This window comes from Variovorax sp. V118 (genome assembly GCF_041154445.1).
Classification (GTDB): Bacteria; Pseudomonadota; Gammaproteobacteria; order Burkholderiales; family Burkholderiaceae_C; genus Variovorax; species Variovorax boronicumulans.
Map to the genome: position 1 here is coordinate 2,601,450 of NZ_AP028663.1, position 18,397 is coordinate 2,619,846.

21 protein-coding genes are annotated in these 18,397 nt (G+C 69.3%); 8 read left to right on the top strand and 13 right to left on the bottom strand.

The window, feature by feature from the left end; genetic code table 11:
* Positions 1-99 precede the first annotated feature (99 nt).
* The 5 genes from ACAM52_RS11975 (at position 100) to ACAM52_RS11995 (ending at position 6,741) form a co-directional block, all read left to right on the top strand.
* Positions 100-3,600, top strand: a complete 3,501-nt coding sequence (locus tag ACAM52_RS11975) for a response regulator (RefSeq protein WP_369647139.1) — start codon at positions 100-102, stop codon at positions 3,598-3,600.
* 47 nt (positions 3,601-3,647) lie between these two features.
* Positions 3,648-4,478: a protein-glutamate O-methyltransferase CheR gene (locus ACAM52_RS11980; protein WP_062480071.1), complete on the top strand. Its 831-nt coding sequence runs from the start codon at positions 3,648-3,650 to the stop codon at positions 4,476-4,478.
* Positions 4,475-5,089, top strand: a complete 615-nt coding sequence (locus ACAM52_RS11985) for a chemotaxis protein CheB (protein ID WP_062480044.1) — start codon at positions 4,475-4,477, stop codon at positions 5,087-5,089. Before ACAM52_RS11980 ends, ACAM52_RS11985 begins: the two co-directional genes overlap by 4 nt.
* Entirely contained in the window at positions 5,079-6,296 is a 1,218-nt protein-coding gene (locus ACAM52_RS11990; RefSeq protein ID WP_369647140.1) for an ATP-binding protein, read from the top strand. The genes ACAM52_RS11985 and ACAM52_RS11990 overlap by 11 nt, the downstream gene beginning before the upstream one ends.
* A gap of 85 nt (positions 6,297-6,381) precedes the next feature.
* Complete coding sequence (locus ACAM52_RS11995) at positions 6,382-6,741, top strand: response regulator (RefSeq protein ID WP_095745227.1); 360 nt, start codon at positions 6,382-6,384, stop codon at positions 6,739-6,741.
* Between the two features lie 19 nt (positions 6,742-6,760).
* Here the strand turns inward: ACAM52_RS11995 and ACAM52_RS12000 are convergent, their stop codons facing one another.
* The 3 genes from ACAM52_RS12000 to ACAM52_RS12010 form a co-directional block, all read right to left on the bottom strand.
* Positions 6,761-6,991, bottom strand: a complete 231-nt coding sequence (locus tag ACAM52_RS12000) for a hypothetical protein (RefSeq protein ID WP_070060568.1) — start codon at positions 6,989-6,991, stop codon at positions 6,761-6,763.
* Positions 6,992-7,176: 185 nt separating this feature from the next.
* Entirely contained in the window at positions 7,177-7,527 is a 351-nt protein-coding gene (locus ACAM52_RS12005) for a hypothetical protein (RefSeq protein WP_369647141.1), read from the bottom strand.
* Positions 7,528-7,649: 122 nt separating this feature from the next.
* Positions 7,650-8,597, bottom strand: coding sequence for an adenylate/guanylate cyclase domain-containing protein (locus tag ACAM52_RS12010; protein ID WP_062480056.1), 948 nt, complete (start codon positions 8,595-8,597; stop codon positions 7,650-7,652).
* 331 nt (positions 8,598-8,928) lie between these two features.
* Between ACAM52_RS12010 and ACAM52_RS12015 the strand changes: the two genes are divergently transcribed.
* Complete coding sequence (locus ACAM52_RS12015; RefSeq protein ID WP_062480058.1) at positions 8,929-9,264, top strand: hypothetical protein; 336 nt, start codon at positions 8,929-8,931, stop codon at positions 9,262-9,264.
* A 52-nt stretch (positions 9,265-9,316) separates the two neighbouring features.
* Here ACAM52_RS12015 and ACAM52_RS12020 read toward each other — a convergent pair whose 3' ends face one another.
* The 8 genes from ACAM52_RS12020 to ACAM52_RS12055 form a co-directional block, all read right to left on the bottom strand.
* Positions 9,317-10,294 (bottom strand): LD-carboxypeptidase, encoded by a 978-nt coding sequence (locus ACAM52_RS12020; protein WP_369647142.1) that lies wholly within the window; start codon positions 10,292-10,294, stop codon positions 9,317-9,319.
* Positions 10,291-11,406 (bottom strand): tRNA adenosine(34) deaminase TadA, encoded by a 1,116-nt coding sequence (gene tadA / locus ACAM52_RS12025; protein ID WP_369647143.1) that lies wholly within the window; start codon positions 11,404-11,406, stop codon positions 10,291-10,293. Before tadA ends, ACAM52_RS12020 begins: the two co-directional genes overlap by 4 nt.
* Entirely contained in the window at positions 11,396-11,620 is a 225-nt protein-coding gene (locus tag ACAM52_RS12030) for a hypothetical protein (protein WP_062480063.1), read from the bottom strand. Before ACAM52_RS12030 ends, tadA begins: the two co-directional genes overlap by 11 nt.
* A gap of 1 nt (position 11,621) precedes the next feature.
* Positions 11,622-12,257 carry an FMN-binding negative transcriptional regulator gene (locus ACAM52_RS12035; protein WP_369647144.1) on the bottom strand — a complete coding sequence of 212 codons (636 nt, stop codon included), beginning with the start codon at positions 12,255-12,257 and terminating at the stop codon, positions 11,622-11,624.
* 65 nt (positions 12,258-12,322) lie between these two features.
* A complete protein-coding gene (locus tag ACAM52_RS12040) occupies positions 12,323-13,021 on the bottom strand; it encodes an ankyrin repeat domain-containing protein (RefSeq protein WP_070060562.1) in 699 nt (232 codons plus the stop codon).
* On the bottom strand, positions 13,021-13,521 hold the full coding sequence (locus ACAM52_RS12045; RefSeq protein ID WP_369647145.1) for a heme-binding protein: 501 nt from the start codon (positions 13,519-13,521) through the stop codon (positions 13,021-13,023). The genes ACAM52_RS12040 and ACAM52_RS12045 overlap by 1 nt, the downstream gene beginning before the upstream one ends.
* A 116-nt stretch (positions 13,522-13,637) precedes the next feature.
* Complete coding sequence (locus ACAM52_RS12050) at positions 13,638-14,288, bottom strand: response regulator transcription factor (RefSeq protein WP_139140198.1); 651 nt, start codon at positions 14,286-14,288, stop codon at positions 13,638-13,640.
* 2 nt (positions 14,289-14,290) lie between these two features.
* A complete protein-coding gene (locus ACAM52_RS12055; RefSeq protein ID WP_369647146.1) occupies positions 14,291-15,769 on the bottom strand; it encodes a sensor histidine kinase in 1,479 nt (492 codons plus the stop codon).
* Between the two features lie 61 nt (positions 15,770-15,830).
* Between ACAM52_RS12055 and ACAM52_RS12060 the strand changes: the two genes are divergently transcribed.
* Both ACAM52_RS12060 and ACAM52_RS12065 read left to right on the top strand, forming a co-directional pair.
* Entirely contained in the window at positions 15,831-16,895 is a 1,065-nt protein-coding gene (locus ACAM52_RS12060) for a DUF72 domain-containing protein (protein ID WP_369647147.1), read from the top strand.
* A gap of 10 nt (positions 16,896-16,905) precedes the next feature.
* On the top strand, positions 16,906-17,415 hold the full coding sequence (locus ACAM52_RS12065) for a GNAT family N-acetyltransferase (protein WP_369647148.1): 510 nt from the start codon (positions 16,906-16,908) through the stop codon (positions 17,413-17,415).
* Here the strand turns inward: ACAM52_RS12065 and ACAM52_RS12070 are convergent.
* Positions 17,412-17,963, bottom strand: a complete 552-nt coding sequence (locus ACAM52_RS12070) for a GNAT family N-acetyltransferase (protein WP_369647149.1) — start codon at positions 17,961-17,963, stop codon at positions 17,412-17,414. The genes ACAM52_RS12065 and ACAM52_RS12070 overlap by 4 nt on opposite strands.
* Complete coding sequence (locus ACAM52_RS12075; protein ID WP_369647150.1) at positions 17,950-18,384, bottom strand: DUF3574 domain-containing protein; 435 nt, start codon at positions 18,382-18,384, stop codon at positions 17,950-17,952. Before ACAM52_RS12075 ends, ACAM52_RS12070 begins: the two co-directional genes overlap by 14 nt.
* Positions 18,385-18,397 lie beyond the last annotated feature (13 nt).

Below are 18,397 nucleotides of genomic sequence, written 5' to 3' on the forward strand. Positions count from 1 at the left end.
TGCGGCAATACGTCACACAAATCGGTATCGAGGCCTTCTCCGACAGGTCAAATGATCTTTTTCGGCAAGACTTGACAAGTTTTGCTTACAAATGCATTCATGAAAACTCCCTCCGCGATCGACCCCGTCGAATTCGACCGCCTGCTCAGCCGCAACCTCAAGCTGCCGCTGCTGGGCGGACTGATCGGCGCCGTGGCGTTCGTCGCGCTGATCCTGTATCTGCTGACGAGCCTGAGCTGGGTCGAGCACACCGACCAGGTCACGCGCGCCGCCAGCGAACTGCAACGCCGCTCCATCGACATGGAAACGGGCATGCGCGGCTTCCTGATCACCGGCGAGGAGAGTTTTCTCGAGCCCTACCAGTCCGCCCTGCCGCGCCTGAAGGCCGACACCGACGCGCTGCGCCGCCAGGTGTCGGACAACCGCCAGCAGGTGGAGCGCGTCGACCGCATCGTCGGCCTGCAGGAGTCGTGGCTGACCTTCGCACGGGAAATGATCGAGGCGCGGCGCAACGGCATCGATCCGCAGGCCACCGTCCGGCTGGGCCGCGGCAAGCGCCTGACCGACGACCTGCGCGCCGAGTTCACGGCCTTCATGGACACTGAGCAGACGCTGCGCTTCCAGCGCAACACCGAGGCCAACCGCACCAGCTGGTGGGTGGTCGGGCTGTTCCTTCTGTTCACGCTGGTGTACTCCGGCCTGGTGGCGTTCTTCGGGCGCCGGCAGCTGATGCGGCTGTCCGACAGCTACGACGTGGTGCTGGGCGAACAGGCGGCGCATGCCGAGCGCCTGTCGCAGGAAGCCTGGCTGCGCAATGCGCAGACCGAGCTGGTGGGCGAGCTGGTCGGCGAACTCAGCGCGCCGGACATGGGCCGCAAGATCCTCGCGTTCTTCTCGCGCCACCTCGGCAGCTCGGTCGGCGCGCTCTATGTGCGCGAGCGCCACGGCCCGCTGCGTCGCGCCGCGAGCTACGGTTTCTCCAGCGAGGCCGAAGCCTCGCCGCAGGTGTTCTCCCCCACCGAAAGCCTGGTCGGCCAGGCGGCGGCCGAGCAGCGCCGCATGCTGATCGACCCGGTGCAGGCCGACTACCTGAAGGTCAACTCCGGCCTCGGCGAGATGGCGCCCAAGGCCGTGCTGCTGCTGCCGGTGGCGGCCGACGGCGCCGTCAACGGCGTGCTCGAACTCGGCCTGCCGGGCACGCCGGACGCGCGCAGCGAGCAGCTGTTCGACCTCGTGGCCGACGACATCGGCACCTCGCTCGCGGCGGCGCGCTACCGCGAGCAATTGCAGGACGTGCTGGCCGAAACGCAGCAGCTCAACGAGGAACTGCAGGTGCAGCAGGAAGAACTGCGCACCGCCAACGAAGAGCTCGAAGAACAGTCGCGTGCCCTGCGCGCCTCGCAGGCCATGCTGGAGAACCAGCAGGCCGAGCTGGAACAGACCAACAGCCAGCTGTCGGAGCGCACCGAAGCACTCGACCAGCGCAACACCGCGCTGCGACGCGTGCAGCGCGACCTGGAAGACCGCGCCGACGAGCTGCAGCGCGCCAGCCGCTACAAGTCGGAGTTTCTCGCGAACATGTCGCACGAACTGCGCACGCCGCTGAACAGCGCGCTCATCCTGGCCAAGCTGCTGGGCGACAACCCGCAGGGCAACCTGTCGCTGGAGCAGGTGAAGTTCGCGGAATCGATCTACGCTTCGGGCAACGACCTGCTGGTGCTGATCAACGACATCCTGGACATCGCCAAGGTCGAGGCCGGCAAGCTCGAACTGGTGCCCGAAGAGGTGCCGCTCGACAAGCTGGCCCAGAGCCTGGAAAGCACCTTCCGCCCGCTCGCGACCGACAAGAACCTGGAGTTCCGACTGGAGCTGCGGCCTGACGCGCCGGCCCTGCTGGTCACCGACCGGCAGCGCGTGGAGCAGATCCTGAAGAACCTGCTGTCGAATGCGATCAAGTTCACCGAGCGCGGCGAAGTGGCGCTCACGGTGTCGGCCACGGCCGACGGCGGCGCGGCCTTTGCGGTGCACGACTCGGGCATCGGCATCGACCCGCAGCAGCACGAGCTGATCTTCGAGGCCTTCCGCCAGGCCGACGGCACCACCAGCCGGCGCTACGGCGGCACGGGCCTGGGCCTGTCGATCTCGCGCGACCTCACGCAGCTGCTGGGCGGCTCGCTGACGGTGAAGAGCGAAGCCGGCCAGGGCAGCACCTTCACGCTGCAACTGCCGCCGCGCGCGCCGCAGACGATGCCGGCGCCGGCCATGCCGGTGGGCACGCTGCGTTCGGTGTCGAGCGCCTCGCCCTCGCATGCACCCGCCGTGCTGTCGCCGCCGCCGCTCGCGCCCCCTGCCCCGGCGCCGGTGGTGCCGGCCCCGCGCTTCGCGGACGACCGCTCGATTCCGCGCGACCAGGTGCGCCGCGTGCTGGTCATCGAGGACGAGCCGCAGTTCGCCCACATCCTGTACGACCTGGCGCACGAGCTGGGCTACCGCTGCCTGGTGGCGCACGGCGCGGCCGACGGCTTCGAGCTGGCCACGCAGTTCGTGCCCGACGCGATCCTGCTGGACATGCGCCTGCCCGACAGCACCGGCCTGGACGTGCTGCAAAAGCTCAAGGACTCGCCGCACACGCGCCACATCCCGATCCACGTGGTCTCGGCCGCCGACAACGCGCAGGCCGCCGCGCTGCACATGGGCGCCATCGGCTTCGCGCTGAAGCCGGCCACGCGCGAGGAGCTGACCAAGGTGTTCGGCCGGCTGGAAGAAAAGCTCACGCAGAAGGTCAAGGTCGTGCTGCTGGTGGAAGACGACGCCTTGCAGCGCGAGAGCGTGATCCGGCTGATCGGCGACGACGACATCGAGATCGTCGCGGTCGGCTCCGGCGAGGAGGCGCTGGCGCTGCTGCGCACGCGCGTGTTCGACTGCATGATCACCGACCTGCGGCTGCCCGACATGCAGGGCAGCGAGCTGCTCAAGGCCATGGCGGCGGAAGAGATCGTGTCGTTCCCGCCGGTCATCGTCTACACCGGGCGCAACCTCACGCGCGACGAAGAAACCGAGCTGCAGCGCTACTCGCGCTCGATCATCATCAAGGGCGCGCGCTCGCCCGAGCGGCTGCTCGACGAGGTGACGCTGTTCCTGCACAAGGTGGAGGCCTCGCTGTCCAGCGAACGCCAGGGCATGCTGAAGACGGCGCGCGGGCGCGACCGCATCTTCGAGGGCCGCACCATCCTCCTGGTGGACGACGACGTGCGCAACATCTTCGCGCTCACCAGCGCGCTGGAGCAGCGCGGCGCCACGGTCGAGATCGGCCGCAACGGCCGCGAGGCGCTGGAGCGCCTGGACCAGGTCAGCGAGATCGACCTCGTGCTGATGGACGTGATGATGCCGGAGATGGACGGCCTGGAAGCCACGCGCCACCTGCGCGCCGACCCGCGCTTCGCGAAGATGCCGGTGATCGCCATCACCGCCAAGGCCATGAAGGACGACCGCGACCAGTGCCTGGCCGCCGGCGCCAGCGACTACCTGGCCAAGCCGGTCGACCTGGAGCGCCTGTTCTCGCTGCTGCGCGTGTGGATGCCGAAGATGGAGCGCCTGTGACCCGCAAGCCCCTTCCCGCCGCGCTGCAGGACCCGGCCACCGCCCCCATGCAGCCCCAGCCGCTGAGCGACACCGAGATCGAGCTGCGCCTGCTGATGGAGGCCATCTACCTCAAGTACAGCTACGACTTCCGCAACTACACCACGGCCTCGCAGAAGCGCCGCGTGCTGTATGCGCTGGAGCAGCTCGAGCTGCCCAGCATCTCGGCGTTGCAGGACCGCGTGCTGCGCGACGCGGCGCTGTTCGGCCAGCTGCTGCAGTTCCTGACCATTCCCGTGAGCGAGATGTTCCGCGACCCGGCGTACTTCCTGGCGCTGCGCCGGCACGTGGTGCCGATCCTGCACACCTACCCCTCGGTCAAGGTGTGGGTGGCGGGCTGCAGCACGGGCGAAGAGGTGTTCTCGCTGGCCATCCTGCTGCGCGAGGAAGGCCTGCTGGAGCGCACGCAGATCTACGCCACCGACATCAACCCGGCCTCGCTCGAGAAGGCGCGCCAGGGCATCTTTCCGCTCGAGGCGATCCGCGGCTACACGGCCAACTACCAGCGCGCGGGCGGCCTGAGCGCGTTCTCCGACTACTACACCGCCGCCTACGAGGCCGCGCGCTTCGACCCCTCGCTGTGCGCCGACGTGATCTTTGCCGACCACAGCCTGGCCACCGACAGCGTGTTCGCCGAGACGCAGCTGGTGTCGTGCCGCAACGTGCTGATCTACTTCAACCGCCAGCTGCAGGACCGCGCGCTCGGGCTGTTCCACGAGTCGCTGTCGCACCGCGGTTTTCTCGGCCTGGGCTCGAAGGAAAGCATCGACTTCTCGGGCTACGCCGACCGCTTCGACGCCCACGCGCGCGCCGAGCGCATCTACCGCAAGGTCGCATGAAGCGCGCCGGCACGCAGCACCGTCCGTTTCCGGTTCGCCGCGTCGAGGCCGTGGTGCTCGGCGCCTCGGCCGGCGGCATCGACGCGCTCAGTGCGGTGCTCGATGGGCTGCCGGCCAACTGGCGCATTCCGATGGCGGTGGTGCTGCACCTGCCCGAATCGCACGAGAGCCACCTGGCCGAGATCTTCGCGCAGCGCCTGCCGATTCCCGTGCACGAGGCGCTCGACAAGATGCCGCTGGTGGACGGCTGCCTGTACTTCGCGCCGCCGGGCTACCACCTGTCGATCGAGCGCGGGCGCCGCTTTTCGTTGAGCTGCGAGCCGCCCGTGTTGTTCTCGCGCCCGTCCATCGACGTGCTCATGGCCTCGGCCGCCGACGCCTACGGGCCCTCGGTGGCCGGTTTTCTCATGACCGGCGCCAACGAGGACGGCGCCGAAGGCCTGCTGCGCATCCACCGCGCCGGCGGACTCACCGCCGTGCAAGACCCGAAAGAAGCCCTGGTTCCCACCATGCCCCTCGCCGCCATTGCGCGCCATGCCCCCGACCACGTGCTTCGGCTGCGCGACCTGCGCATCCTGCTGCAGCTACTGGAGCCCGCCCATGCCCATTGAGGTCGAAAGCAAGCTGCTGATCGTCGACGACCTGCCCGAGAACCTGCTGGCGCTCGAGGCGCTGATTCGCGCGCCCGGGCGGCTGGTGTACCGCGCCGGTTCGGCCGAGGCCGCGCTGGCGCTGCTGCTGGAACACGAATTCGCGCTCGCCATCGTCGACGTGCAGATGCCCGGCATGAACGGCTTCGAGCTGGCCGAGCTGATGCGCGGCACCGAGCGCACGCGGCACATCCCGATCATCTTCGTGAGTGCCGCCGGGCGCGAGATGAACTACGCCTTCCAAGGCTACGAAAGCGGCGCGGTCGACTTCCTGCACAAGCCGCTCGACCCACATGCGGTGGTCAGCAAGGTCAGCGTGTTCGTCGACCTGCACCAGCACCGCAAGGCGCTGCGCCACGAAATGGAATCGCTGGCCGCCGCGCACCGCAAGCAGGAAGAGCTGGTGCAGCAGCTGCAGCACACGCAGCGCGAGCTGGAGCGCGCGGTGCGCATGCGCGACGACTTCATGTCGATGGTGTCGCACGAGCTGCGCACGCCGCTGAACACGCTCTACCTGGAGGCGCAGCTGCGGCAACTGCACCTGTCCAAGGGCAAGCTCGACAGCTTCTCGCCCGAGAAGCTGCCCACCATGATCGAGCGCGACCAGCGCCAGATCCGCAACATGGTGCGGCTCATCGACGACATGCTCGACGTGACGCGGCTGCGGCGCGACGCGCTGTCGATCCAGACCAAGCCGGTCGACCTGGCCGAGCTGGCCCGCGCCGTGGTCGACAACCTGCGGCACCAGGCCGAGGCCGCGGGCTGCACCATCAGCCTGGACGCGCCCCCCGCGCTGCGCGGCGTGTGGGACGAGTTCCGCATCGAACAGGTGCTGACCAACCTCCTGACCAACGCGCTGCGCTACGGCGGCGGCAAGCCGGTCGAGATGACGGTGCACCAGGACGGCGACCACGCGGTCGTGAGCGTGCGCGACCAGGGCATCGGCATCTCGCCCGAGGACCACCAGCGCATCTTCGAGCAGTTCGAGCGCACCGACGTCAGCCGCAAGCACGCGGCCGGGCTGGGCCTGGGGCTGTACATCACGCACAAGATCGTGAGCCTGCATGCGGGCCGCATCGGCGTGGAGAGCACGCCGGGCCACGGCGCGCGCTTTTTCGTCGAGCTGCCGCTGCAGCCGCCGCCCGCCTCGGCCGACAGCGGGAAGTAACAAACAAGGCCTCTGTTACGGATTCCGGTAGGCACAGCGTCGATACTGCGGGATCGCAATCAATGGATGCCGAGAGAAAACAACTGTGAATGTGCTGATCGTCGACGACAACGAGGCCGCGGCCGACCTGCTGCGGGAGCTGCTGACGCTGCAGGATCACACGGCCCGCTGCACCTACACGGCGCAACAGGCGCTGGATGCGGCGGCCGGCGAGCGCTTCGATGCGGCGCTGATCGACCTCACCCTGCCCGACTTCCCGGGCACCGAGGTGGCGCGCCGGCTGCGTGCCACGGCCGCCGAAGGCACGCCGCGGCTGCTGGTGGCGATTTCCGGTTTTTCGGAACGGGACGCGGCGAATGCGGCGCCGGGCGAGGTGCTGTTCGACCACCACCTGCAAAAGCCCATCGACATCGGGGCGCTCGAGCGCATCCTCGCGCCCAGCTGACCCGGCCTTCTATCGCCCTTCAGCGCATCGCGCGGTAGCGGTAGAGGCGAAAGCCTTCCTTCTGGATGAAGCCACTGGGCTCCCAGCCGCGTGCGAGCGCACGGTCGGTGATCTGCGCCATCTGCAGGCCGATGCTGTCCTGGAGGTTGTCCCCCACGGCCAGCTCGAACTTACGGAGTTCGCCGTCCAGGGCCTCCACCGCCGCAATGGCGGCCTCGACATCGGTGAAAGGCCGAACGCTGGTCTGCATTTTTTGTCGCTCCTTCGGCACTCTGCGCGCCTGTTGAACGATCCAAGGCAAGTGTCATGCCCCGGGCCCGAACCCTCCCGCAGGCATGAAATGAATTCTTTGATCTTACAAATGTGACTGAATGTGACGTTTTCGTCAGAGTTCACGCCAAGAATTGGCATGCCTGCAAGCTTGCGGACGGCGGGTCAATCGCGGTCGTCATCGTCGTCGTCATCGTTCGGCGCACGGTAGGGATAGCCGGGACCGTAGTACAGGCGCCCGCGCGGCGGGACGTAGATCGGGGCCGGCCGGTAGTACACGGGTGGCGGCGGGCGGTAGTAGACCCGCGGCGGTGGCGGCTCGTAGTAGATCGGGGCCGGGTACGCATAGACGGGCGGCGGCACGTAGTACGGCGGCGCATAGACCGCGCCGGGCGTGCCGATCTGCACCGACCAGTTCGTGCGCGCGCTGGCAGCGCCCGTGGCGAGCAGCGCGCCGGCCGCGATCGCGGCGATGGCAGCCCATCTGAATACAGAAGAATCACTTGGGGAATGCATGGTGGCTCCAGGCCTGGCGCAAACGACGCCGGCGTGGTCCTGCAACGCCACATGTCCCTGCGTGGTGCACCTCGCAGCGCACCAGCTGGTTGCCAAACGTGAACGGGATTCCCAGTCGGCCTTCAGTTCACGATGGCCCGGCGTGACAGCATCACGTCGTCGCCCGTGGTGTTGAAGGCGATGGTCGGCGCGCTGAAGTCGCTCAGCGGCGCGCCCAGGCCAATCTCGCCGCGGCCATGCAGCACGCACTCGTCGCGCCGCAACGCGATCTCGTGGCTCGGTCCGCCGTTGCCGTGGAAGCGCACCCAGGTGCCGTAGGTGCTGACGTCGATCAGCACGCAACTGCCCTGCCGCTCCTCGATGCGCGCATGCAGCCGCGACACGCGCGGGTCGTTGACCACGAATTGCGCGTCGCCCACGCGGCCCAGGTGAATGGGCAGCTGGTCGATGCGGAACATGGAGCGCACGTCGAGCCACGCGAGTTCGATGCGGCCGAAGGTGGAATCGGGCAGCCGCGCCGGCAGCAGCGCGGCCGGCACGGTGAGGAAGCTGGTCAGGTCTTCCTGCCAGTCGATGCGATGGACGATCGACATCTCGGTGCGCCCGCGGATGCTGATGGGCCCGAGGTCGCGGTGCTGCACGGCGCCTTCGTGCAGTTGCTGGATCACCGCCTCGGTGACCCAGATCTGGCCCGGCCCGGCCAGGTCGCTCAGTCGCGAGGCCAGGTTGACGGCGTCGCCGAAGCAGTCGCCCTCCACCTCGACCACGTCGCCGCTGGCCACGCCGATCTGCAGCGCCATGCGCAGCGGCACGGGCCAGCCGGCCAGGCGCTTCTGGTGGTAGCGCTGCAACTCGATGACCGCGTGCGTGGCGGCAGCGCCGCTGGTGAAGATGGCGAACACGCCGTCGCCGAGCGATTTCACGACCCGGCCGCCGTGGGCCTCGCACACACGCCCGATCCATTGGGTCAGCCGCGTCACGGTCTCGGTGGCACGTGCATTCCCCATGGCCTCGAAGACCCTGGTACTTCCGGTCAAGTCCGCGAAAACGACTGTGGAATTGACACCCATACTGTTTTTTCTTGGCGGCAAGCGCTGGTTATGTTGCTCTGGACCTTTCGCCGCTCCTGCGAGAAGTTTCCCCGACATGCGCCTTCACATGCAAGGAACGATCCGCAGAAGCTTCTTGTTGACGCTGCAGCGACAGGGCCAGCTTGGCGCATCGTGCAGATGAATGCCAAAGTTTTTTAATACTTTTGCGCTCAAAATTCAAATGACAACAAAAGAGACCGCTAAAGCTTGTTGTTTGCAAACAAGAAACGGTGTTTCACATCTTGTGTCCCGGCGAACTGAGGCTTAAGGTAGCGACCGTCTCAGCTCCCGGCAATACGCTTTTCGTGACATGCTGCTCTTTCGCCGCCTTTTTCAGCTCCTGAACGTACCCGGCCTGGGCTCGCGGCAGGTTGCGGAAAGTCAGCTCGGGCGCATCCGCACGGCGATGCTGTCGGTGCTCCAGGGCCGCGGCGGCCAATCGATCCAGCGTGTCAGCCAACGCGTGCGCTTTGCGGTCGATGTCGAGACCCTCTGGTACCTGCGCCAGGACGTGATGGTCGCGCTGAGCGCCATCGACGGCGAATCGGCCGCGCGGCGCCAGATGAAAGAAATCAACAGCATGTTCAAGGGCGGCCTGCCCGGCTCGATGGGCCCGCGCGTCCATCAGCGTTTCACCAACCAGTGATGTCCTGATCGGCCGGCATCGCAGCGGCACCGGTGGCCGCCTGCGTGCTGGCTCAATGATCGTGGCCGTGATGGTCGTGACCGTGGTGATCATGGTCATGGTGCCCATGCCGATGGCCCCACACCAGGAACACGTCGCGCCCCTCGGCGGCCAGCGCCACCTTCGCACCCACCGGCAGCAGCACCTTGGTCTGCACGTGCCCGAACGGCAGGCCGGCAATGACCTGCACCTTCTTCAGGCTCGCGCGCAGCCGGTCGATCACCGTGTTCATGCCGAAGCCGCGGTCATAGCCGGCGATGTTGCGCACGCCCGTGAACTGGCCGAACACGACGGCCTTCTGGCGCGCCAGCACGCCCGCGAGCTTCAGCTGGTCGAGCATGCGTTCGATGCGGTACGGGTGCTCGTTGGTGTCCTCGATGAACAGCACGCCCTTGTCGACCACCGGGAAGTACGGCGTGCCCAGCAGGCTGGTCAGCACGCAGAGGTTGCCGCCCCAGAGCACGGCGTCTTCGATCGGCTTGACCTTGAGCTCGGCATCGCGCGCCGGCATGCGCCAGCCGGTGCCTTCGCCCTGCCCGCTCAACAGGTCGTCGAAGCAGGCTTCCATGATGTCGTCGGCACCACCTTCGGCGCCGAAGTCTTCGCCGACCGCGGGGCCCGACCAGGTGACGGCACCGTTCTTGGCCAGCAGTGCGTTCTGCAGGGCCGTGAAGTCGCTGCAGCCGACGAACTCGGTGCCCTTGTCGATCGCCTTGGCCAGCGTCTTGTACGGCAGCGCGTCGAGGATGCGCGTGAGGCCGTAGCCGCCGCGCGCGATCAGCGCCACGTCGGCGCCGCTGGCGGCTGCGCGCGAGATGGCGGCAAGCCGGGTGGCGTCGTCGCCCGCGAAACGCTGGTGCGCCAAGAGCGCGGCTTCATCGACTTCGACTTCATGGCCCAGGGCCTTCAGCCGCGCCACGCCGCGCCGGAAGGCGGCCTTGTCGCGAATGGCACTGGAGGGGGAATAGATGTAGATATGTTTGGACGTCACGTCGTCGAGTATCCCATTGCGTCCCGGATCTGCCGGGCCAGGGTGGCGGCCTGCGCGGTGGTCGGCCCGCCCGATGCGCCACGCGGACCGAGCGCGCGCAGCGCGGCCTCGTAGCCCCGGTCGGGGAACGGCGCGCGCCAGGCGTCCTTGGCGCGCACGCCGCTGTCGGGTGCGGCGAGTGTCGCGGTGAAGCGGCCTGGTGCCGCCGTTTGCAGCAGCGTTGCCAGTTCATCGCCCGCCTCGCTGTGCACTAGCGCGAGCGGTTCGGGATGCACCTGGTCGAGCCACGCCAGCAGCACGTCGCGGTGCCATTCGAGCTGGTGCGTCGCCTCGCGCTTGGGCTTGTCGCTCCTGCCGAAGCCGATCAGGTCGGGCACCAGCGTGCGCAGGCCGGGCGTGCCGACGAGGTGGCGGAAGAAGTAGCCCCACTCGCCCGGGCCATGCAGGCACAGGCAATCGGCCACGCGGCCGTCGCTGCCGGCCGGGCCGGTCTCGTCGACCCAGTGCAGGCGCCAGCCCTGCAAGATTGGCAGGTCCTGGGCGTGATGCGGCGCGAATTCGAAATCGGTGAGCACGGCAAAGCGTTCGGCGGGCGTGCGCAAGGCATCGTCGCGCAGCGGCTCGGCCTGCGCGCGCGCGACGCTGCGGCGCTGCTGGAAGAAGCGCTGCAGCAAGGCGCTGCAGTCGTCGGCCAGCACGCCGCCTTGCACGCGCGTGTGGTGGTTCAGCTTCGGCTCGGCGAAGAGATCGAGCACCGAGCCCGCGGCACCGGTCTTGGGGTCGGCGGCGCCGAACACCACGCGCGCCAGCCGCGAATGCAGCATCGCGCCCGCGCACATCGCGCAGGGCTCGAGCGTGACGAAGAGCTCGCAGCCGTCGAGCCGGTAGTTGCCGAGCGCGGCGGCACCGGCGCGCAGTGCGTTGATCTCGGCATGTGCGCTCGGGTCGTGCTGCGCCACGGGCGTGTTGCGGCCGGTCGCGATGACCTGTCCGTCCTTCACCAGCACCGCGCCCACGGGCACCTCGCCCGCGTCGGCCGCGCGCTGCGCTTCCTGCAGCGCGAGCGCCATCCAGTGCGCGTCCGATGTCGATGCGGCCGGCTCAGTTGTCATCGGGCATCTTGCGGGCCTGGGCCGCGGCGTCGAGGGCGTCCTTGACCTGTTGCTGGACCTGCTGCGCCTGCGTGCGCGCATCGACAGCCGCCGGCGCAGATGCACCAGGTGCGGCCGGTTGTTTGGCGATGGCGGTGCGCGACAGCTGCTGCTTCGCCAGCAGCCCGACGACGACCAGCGCGAGCACGAGGCCGATCAAACCGAACATCCGCATCTCAGCGTGCCTCCGCTGCGACGGCCATGCCGAGCCGGTCCATCCACACGGCCAGCGCCTGTTCGTCGGCCGAGCCGGCGCTGTAGACCTCGCGCATCGCCGCATGCGATTCGGGCCGGTGCTGGTTGAGCTTGATCTTGCATTGCAGCGCCGTCACGTGCAGCTCGAAGCCCATGATGCCGGCCAGCATCTTGTGCTGGAACTCCTCGCCGAGGTCCTTCCATTGCTGGGCGTAGGCGGGCTCATGGTCGCCGATGAGTTTCTTGAGCAGCGCGTCCTTGGCCTCGGGCGTCTCGACGAGCCGGGCTTCGACGGTGCAATGGACCGCGAGGTAGTTCCATGTCGGCACCCGCGCCAGGTCGGGATAGACCGAGGGCGACAGGTAAGCGTGCGGCCCCTGGAACACCACCACCGCGCGCGGCCGCGCCTGCAGGTAGCGCCAGTGCGGGTTGGGCTTGGCGCAGTGGCCCAGCAGCACCAGCGCATCGCCCTCGCGCTGCTCGGCCACGATGGGCAGGTGCGTGACGAAAGGCAGGCCCTCGTCGTCGTTCGAGATCAGGTTGGCAAAGGGGTGGTCGCGCATCAAGCCCAGCGCGACGGCCGGGTCCTTGGCGTTGAACTGCGGAGGCATGTACATGGGGCGGGTTCCTCGTGGGGAGGTCCGATTGTCCCCGAGTCGCCCCCGGCTTGCGGTGCGGCAGGCTACTTGGCGCGTGCCGCTTCGAGCTGCTTCACCATCGCCGTGTAGCCGCGCGCCTTGGCGAGCTGCAGCGGCGTGAGGCCCTGGCGGTCGGCCAGTTGCAGGTTGGCGCCGCCGGCGATCAGCGCGGCCAGCGTGCGCTGGTGGCGTGCGCCACCGTCGCCGAGCACGATCGATTCGATCACCGCCGTCCAGTGCAGGTTGTTCACGTGGTCCAGCGGCGCACCCGCTGCGACCAGCCGGCGCACGACCTCGTCGTGCCCCAGGTGCGCGGCAGCGATCAAGGCGGTGCCGTCGTAGCGGCTGGTGACCTGCCCGGGCTTGGCGCCCAGTTGCAGCAGCAGCGTGAGCGTGGTCACGTCGTCGGCCACCGACGCGATGGTCACGGCGTCGTAGCGGTCGTCTTCGAGCAGGTCGATGTTCGCGCCCGCCTTGGCGAGCAGCGTCACGGCGTCGCGCTGTCGCGCGTAGGTGGCGACCTGCAGCGGCGTGCGGCCGCGCGCGTCGCGCACATCGAGGCTGGCGCCGGAGGCGATCAGGCTCTTGAGCTTGGGCAGGTCGCCGTGCCAGGCGGCGCGGTGCAGGCCTTCGTAGGCCAGCACTTCGGCAGCCAGCGGCGGCACCTGGGCCGCCGCGCCGGGCGCGGCGCTCCAGCCGATCGCGGCGGCGAGCACCGCCGACCAGAGACCGCGCGCCGTCATCAGAGCTGGCCCTTGACCTTCTCGAGCGCGGCGTTGGCGCACTGCTCGTCGAGGTGGCCGCCGGGCGCACCGCCCACGCCCACGGCACCGATCACTTCGTTGCCCGACTTGATCGGCACGCCGCCGCCCAGCAGCAGGAAGCCCGGCAGGTACACGAGGTTGGCGGCGCCGGGGTTCTTCTGGGCGCCTTCCATCATGGCTTGCGTGGGGCTCTTGGCCGAAGCCGAGGTCCAGGCCTTGCGTTCGCTCGACGACAGCGTGTGCGGGCCGGCGTTGTCGGCGCGCTGCACGGCGCGCACGGTGCCGGCGCGGTCGACCACGGTGGCGGCCACGTTGTAGCCGTTGGCGGCGCAGGCGGCCACGGTTTCTGCGGCGATCTGGTTGGCCAGCGCGAGCGAGATGTTCTTCTCGGTGCGAACAGCGGGGGGCGGCGTCTGGGCCTGGGCGACGGAAGCAGCGAGCAGAACGGCGAGACCGCCAACGCGGATGATCGATTGCATGTGTTGTTTCTCCAGTGATGAGAGGGTTCGTGCCGGCCTGTGCCGACCACGGTGTCACTGTAAAAAATACGGTCCGCTGCAACCATTCGTACGGCTACGCCCGGCACTCCGTAGAACTACGGAGCGCCCTCTTCTCCCGCATCCGACGCCAGCACGGCATAGCGCCGGATCAGTTGCGCCAGCGAGTCGCAGTCGAGCTTGGCGAACAGGTTGGCGCGGTGCGTTTCGACGGTGCGCGGCGACAGCGCCAGCACGCGCGCGATCTCTTTGTTGGTGAGCCCCTGCACGATGAAGGCCAGCACCTCGCGCTCGCGCTCCGACAGCTGCGCCACCCGCTCGCGCGCGGCGTTGTCGGCCTGCGATCGCTCGCGCGTGCGCACATGCTGGCGCACGGCCTGCTGCAGGGCTTCGAGCAGCTGCTCGTCGTCCACCGGCTTCTCCAGGAACTCGGCCGCGCCGGCCTTGAAGGCGCGGCGGCACATCTCGACCGTGCCATGACCGGTCAGCATGATCACAGGCTGGTCGACGCCCTGCGCCACCAGCCGGTCAAGCACCGTGAGGCCGCTGATGCCGGGCATGCGCACATCCAGCACGATGGCGCCGACGCTCGCGCGATCGAAGCCGTCGATGAAGGCCTGCGGATCGGCCCAGCCCTGCACGCGCAGGCCGACGGTGCCGATCAGCAGCGACAGGCTGTCGCGCACGGCCTGGTCATCGTCGATCAGGTGGATCAGGGGCGATTGCGGCTGGTCGGCGGTGGTTGGCATCGTCATGTCGAAGGTGCCACCAGCGGCAGCAGCAAGGTGAAGCGCGCACCGCGCGGCGAGGCATTCGCGGCGCTCAGGCTGCCGCCCATGCCGCTGGCCAGCGTTTCGCTCAGGCTCAGGCCGAGGCCCAGGCCGCCTTCGCGCGTGCTGAAGAAGGGTTCGAACAGGCGCGGCAGCGCCTCGGGCGCGATGCCGCGGCCGTTGTCGGTGACGGTCAGCACGCCCTCCTCGCCGTTGCGGCCGACCGAGACCACGAGGCGCCGCTCGGCGGCGGGCACGAGGTCCAGCGCCTGCGTCGCGTTCATGAGCAGGTTGTGCACGATCTGCTCCAGCGCCACGGCTTCGGCCTGCACGCGCACGGGCGCCTGCGCGCTGGCGTCGAACTGGGCCGCCACGCCGTGGCGCGCGAACTCGGGCGCCAGCAGGTGCATGGCGCTGCGCACCACCTCCTGCAGCACCAGCGGTTTCACGTCGCCGCCGGCCTCGGGCCGTTCGATCACGCGGCGCAGGCGGCCGACCACGCCGGAGGCACGGCGGGCCTGCTCGACGGCCTGCCCCATCGCGTCGCGCGCGGTGGCGAGGTCGGGCGGGTCGTCGTCGAGCAGGCGGCGCGCGGCCTGGGCGTTGGCCAGCACGGCCGTGAGCGGCTGGTTGAGCTCGTGCGCCAGCCCGGCCGACAGCTCGCCCAGCGCATTGAGGCGCGCCACCTGCCCCAGCCGCAGCAGCTCTTCGGCGCGGCGCCGCGCGATGCGCTGGCGCTGCGCGGCCCACAGGCCCGCCAGCAGCAGCGCCATCGCCACCGCCCAGCCGCCGATGGTGCGCCACGGCAGCTCGGCCCAACCGACCTGGCGCTCGGCCACCAGCTCGAAAGGCTGGCTCGGCGACGCCAGTTCCTTGCTCAGGCTGTAGCGCCAGCCATGTTCGGCCGACTGGCCGTGTTGCAGCACCAGCTGCTGGCCGTCGCGCTGCAGGACCAGTCGCACGGGACTGCGCTGCGGGTTCATCGGCCAGTCGCGCCAGGGCACCGAGCCGACGAGATCGATCTCGAGCGCGTAGCTCAACGGCTCCGAGCCGATCACGAGCTGGTAGCGGCCATGCGCCAGGTCGAGCACGGCCAGGTCGGCGCGGCGTTCGGCGCGCGAGCGGGCCTCGGCGGCGGCCAGCGCGTCCGCGTGTTCGGCATCGGGCCAGGGCTCGTCGGCCGCACGCCGCTGCACGCGCAGGATCGACGAGTACACCGACGGCAGCCGCCGCTCGGGGTAGTCGGCGCCGGCGTTGGGCTCCAGCAGCGCGAGCGTGGCCAGCACGGCGTCGTACTGCACCACCTGCTGGCTCATGAGCCGGTGCGCGATGCGCGCGTCGGTCTCGAAATCCTGCTGGAGCCGGGTCAGCTCGGCGCGCGCGAACCACACGGCGCCGGCGGCCGTGAGCACCAACCAAGCCAGCCACCAACCACCCCGCGTACGCAACCACTGTGTCATGGCGCGGATTGTGCCCGGCGCCGACGGGCCTCCCCGCTTGGCCGAAAATGCCGACCCAGACATGGCTGACGTGCAGGACTCCCTCTTTTCCGACCTCCCCGAACTTCCGCGCCCGGCCGAAGCGGCCGACGCGCCGGCGCCTTCGCCGAAGAAGCCGCGCGGCGCCACCGTGAAGCCCGTGGCACCCGACGCGGCGCTGGTCGCCCTCGCCGCCGAGTTGCCGCAGCAACTGCGCCTGGGCACCTCGTCGTGGAGCTACCCGGGCTGGGCTGGCCTGGTCTGGGACGGCGACTACGCCGAAACCGTGCTCTCGAAGAACGGCCTGTCGGCGCTTGCGCAGCACCCGCTGCTGCGCACCGTGAGCCTGGACCGCAACTTCTACCGCGCCCTCACCGCCAGCCAGTACGCGCGCTACGCGGCCATGGTGCCGGACGACTTCCGCTTCGTCGTGAAGGCCCCGAGCCTGGTGACCGACGCCACCGTGCGCGACGAAAGCGGCCGCGGCACGCAGGCCAACCCGGTGTTCCTGAGCCACGAGATCGCGCTGCAGGAGTTCGTGCAGCCGGCGCTCGACGGGCTGGGCCACCGCATCGGCGCGCTGGTGTTCCAGCTGAGCCCGATCCCGACTCACCTGCTGGCCGACCAGCCCGCGCTGATCGCACGCATCGGCGCGATGCTGGCCGCGATGCCCGACCTGAAGCCGACCGCGCCCGACGCCGTGCTCGCCGTCGAGGTGCGCGACCCGCAACTGTTGTGCCCCGCCTTCGCCGACATGCTGCGCAGCGTGGGCGCGACCTTCTGCATGGGCCTGCACGCGAAGATGCCGCCCATCGAGGACCAGCTGCCGATGCTGCGCGCCTTGTGGCCCGGGCCGCTGGTGTGCCGATGGAACCTGCACCGCCGCCACGGCCGCTTCGGCTACGAAGATGCCGAAAAACTCTACGGCCCCTTCGACAAGGTGCTCGACCCCGACCCCGAAACCCGCGCCGCGCTGGCCAAGGTGATCGCCGGCACCACGGGCGCCGGACAGAACGCCTTCGTCACCGTGAGCAACAACGCCGAAGGCTGCGCGCCGCTGACCATCGCGTCGCTGGCGCAGGACATCGTCGACCGGATCTCCCGCTAGGACGCACGCCATGCATTCGATCTCGTTCCGCCCGCTGCAATCCACGGATTTCGCGATGCTCCACGACTGGCTGCGCCGCCCGCACGTGGCCGAATGGTGGACGCCGGTGCCGACGCTCGCCGAGGTCGAGGCCGACTTCACGCCGATGCTGGCGCCTGACTCGCCCGACCGCGGCTACATCGCATTGCGCGACGGGCAGCCTTTGGGATTCATCCAGTCGTACGTCGTGATGGGCTCGGGCGACGGCTGGTGGGAAGACGAGCGCGATCCGGGTGCGCGCGGCATCGACCAGTTCCTGGCGCAGGCCGATCAGTTGAATCGCGGGCTCGGCAGTGCGATGGTGCGCGCCTTCACGGACCAGCTGTTCGCCGACCCGGCCGTGACGCGCATCCAGACCGATCCGTCGCCGCGCAACGCCCGCGCGATCCGCAGCTATGCCAAGGCCGGCTTCCACGCGCTCGGCGAAGTGACCACGCCCGACGGGCCCGCGCTGCTGATGGTGCGCGAGCGCGGCGACTAAGTCGAAGACGGTGTCGTGTCGAGGTCGCACCACATGTGGACCTTCGACGAGAACGCGCCATCGAGCACGGTGGCCATCGGCTCGACGCCGAAGACCTGGAAACCGCAGCGTTCGTACAGCGCCTGCGCCGGGCGATTGCCTTCGGTCACGGTCAGCTGCACCACGCGCACGCCGCCGAGCGCGCGTGCATGCGCGAGCAAGGCCTCCACCAGCTGCCAACCGGCGCCCGCGCGCCGTGCCGATTCCGCCACCACCATGCCGAACAAGGTCGCCTTGTGGCGCGTGCGCTGCCGCGATTCGCGGCCCAGCCCCGCCGCGCCAACCAGTACGCCGGTGGCATCGAAGGCGCCGTACACCACCTCGGCGGCATCGGCGTCCGTGCGCAGGCGCGTCTCCCACCAGGCGGGCGGCAAGCTGGCGCGCTCCTCGACCGTGGACGTGAACGCCTCGGGATGCCGCGCGTAGGCGTCGAGCATCAGCGCGCGGTAGGCCGGCCCGTCGGCGGGAATCAGCCGGCGAACGGTAGGAGCCGCTTCAGAAACGGGCACAAACGGACTGCCTTTCCTGCAACACCGCCTCTTGCGCGAAGCGCTGGCGGTAGGTGTCGATCAAGGTGGCGATGGCCGCGTCGGCCTTCGCGTCGCGCGGGTGCAGCAGCACGACCAGCTTCGAAGGCTCGCGCACCACCTGCCCCGACGCACCGCGCCACTGGCCGGCGGCGTCGAGCACGGTGAAGCCTTGCGGAAAGGCCGGTGTGACGCGGGTGTCGAGAAAGTCGGCCCAGTCGGCGTCGGACACCTGACCACCCGTGGGGATGGCGCGGCCGAAATAGAGGGTGTCGCGCTCGAAGGCCTCGAAGCCCGTGGCGCAGTGGCCGGACGGCCCTGCGGCGCAACCTGCAAGCACCGCGGTGGCCAGCGCGCCCGCCATGCCTGCGCGAAACAGCCGGTGGCGTGCAACGTTGCTCATGCCGGCCGTTCGG

Coding starts and splice junctions, on each gene's coding strand:
- ACAM52_RS11975 (WP_369647139.1), top strand. CDS start 100: ATGAAAACTCCCTCCGCGATCGACCCCGTCGAATTCGACCGCCTGCTC.
- ACAM52_RS11980 (WP_062480071.1), top strand. CDS start 3,648: ATGCAGCCCCAGCCGCTGAGCGACACCGAGATCGAGCTGCGCCTGCTG.
- ACAM52_RS11985 (WP_062480044.1), top strand. CDS start 4,475: ATGAAGCGCGCCGGCACGCAGCACCGTCCGTTTCCGGTTCGCCGCGTC.
- ACAM52_RS11990 (WP_369647140.1), top strand. CDS start 5,079: ATGCCCATTGAGGTCGAAAGCAAGCTGCTGATCGTCGACGACCTGCCC.
- ACAM52_RS12000 (WP_070060568.1), bottom strand. CDS start 6,991: ATGCAGACCAGCGTTCGGCCTTTCACCGATGTCGAGGCCGCCATTGCG.
- ACAM52_RS12005 (WP_369647141.1), bottom strand. CDS start 7,527: ATGCATTCCCCAAGTGATTCTTCTGTATTCAGATGGGCTGCCATCGCC.
- ACAM52_RS12010 (WP_062480056.1), bottom strand. CDS start 8,597: ATGGGTGTCAATTCCACAGTCGTTTTCGCGGACTTGACCGGAAGTACC.
- ACAM52_RS12015 (WP_062480058.1), top strand. CDS start 8,929: ATGCTGCTCTTTCGCCGCCTTTTTCAGCTCCTGAACGTACCCGGCCTG.
- tadA (WP_369647143.1), bottom strand. CDS start 11,406: ATGACAACTGAGCCGGCCGCATCGACATCGGACGCGCACTGGATGGCG.
- ACAM52_RS12030 (WP_062480063.1), bottom strand. CDS start 11,620: ATGCGGATGTTCGGTTTGATCGGCCTCGTGCTCGCGCTGGTCGTCGTC.
- ACAM52_RS12035 (WP_369647144.1), bottom strand. CDS start 12,257: ATGTACATGCCTCCGCAGTTCAACGCCAAGGACCCGGCCGTCGCGCTG.
- ACAM52_RS12040 (WP_070060562.1), bottom strand. CDS start 13,021: ATGACGGCGCGCGGTCTCTGGTCGGCGGTGCTCGCCGCCGCGATCGGC.
- ACAM52_RS12045 (WP_369647145.1), bottom strand. CDS start 13,521: ATGCAATCGATCATCCGCGTTGGCGGTCTCGCCGTTCTGCTCGCTGCT.
- ACAM52_RS12050 (WP_139140198.1), bottom strand. CDS start 14,288: ATGCCAACCACCGCCGACCAGCCGCAATCGCCCCTGATCCACCTGATC.
- ACAM52_RS12055 (WP_369647146.1), bottom strand. CDS start 15,769: ATGACACAGTGGTTGCGTACGCGGGGTGGTTGGTGGCTGGCTTGGTTG.
- ACAM52_RS12060 (WP_369647147.1), top strand. CDS start 15,831: ATGGCTGACGTGCAGGACTCCCTCTTTTCCGACCTCCCCGAACTTCCG.
- ACAM52_RS12065 (WP_369647148.1), top strand. CDS start 16,906: ATGCATTCGATCTCGTTCCGCCCGCTGCAATCCACGGATTTCGCGATG.
- ACAM52_RS12075 (WP_369647150.1), bottom strand. CDS start 18,384: ATGAGCAACGTTGCACGCCACCGGCTGTTTCGCGCAGGCATGGCGGGC.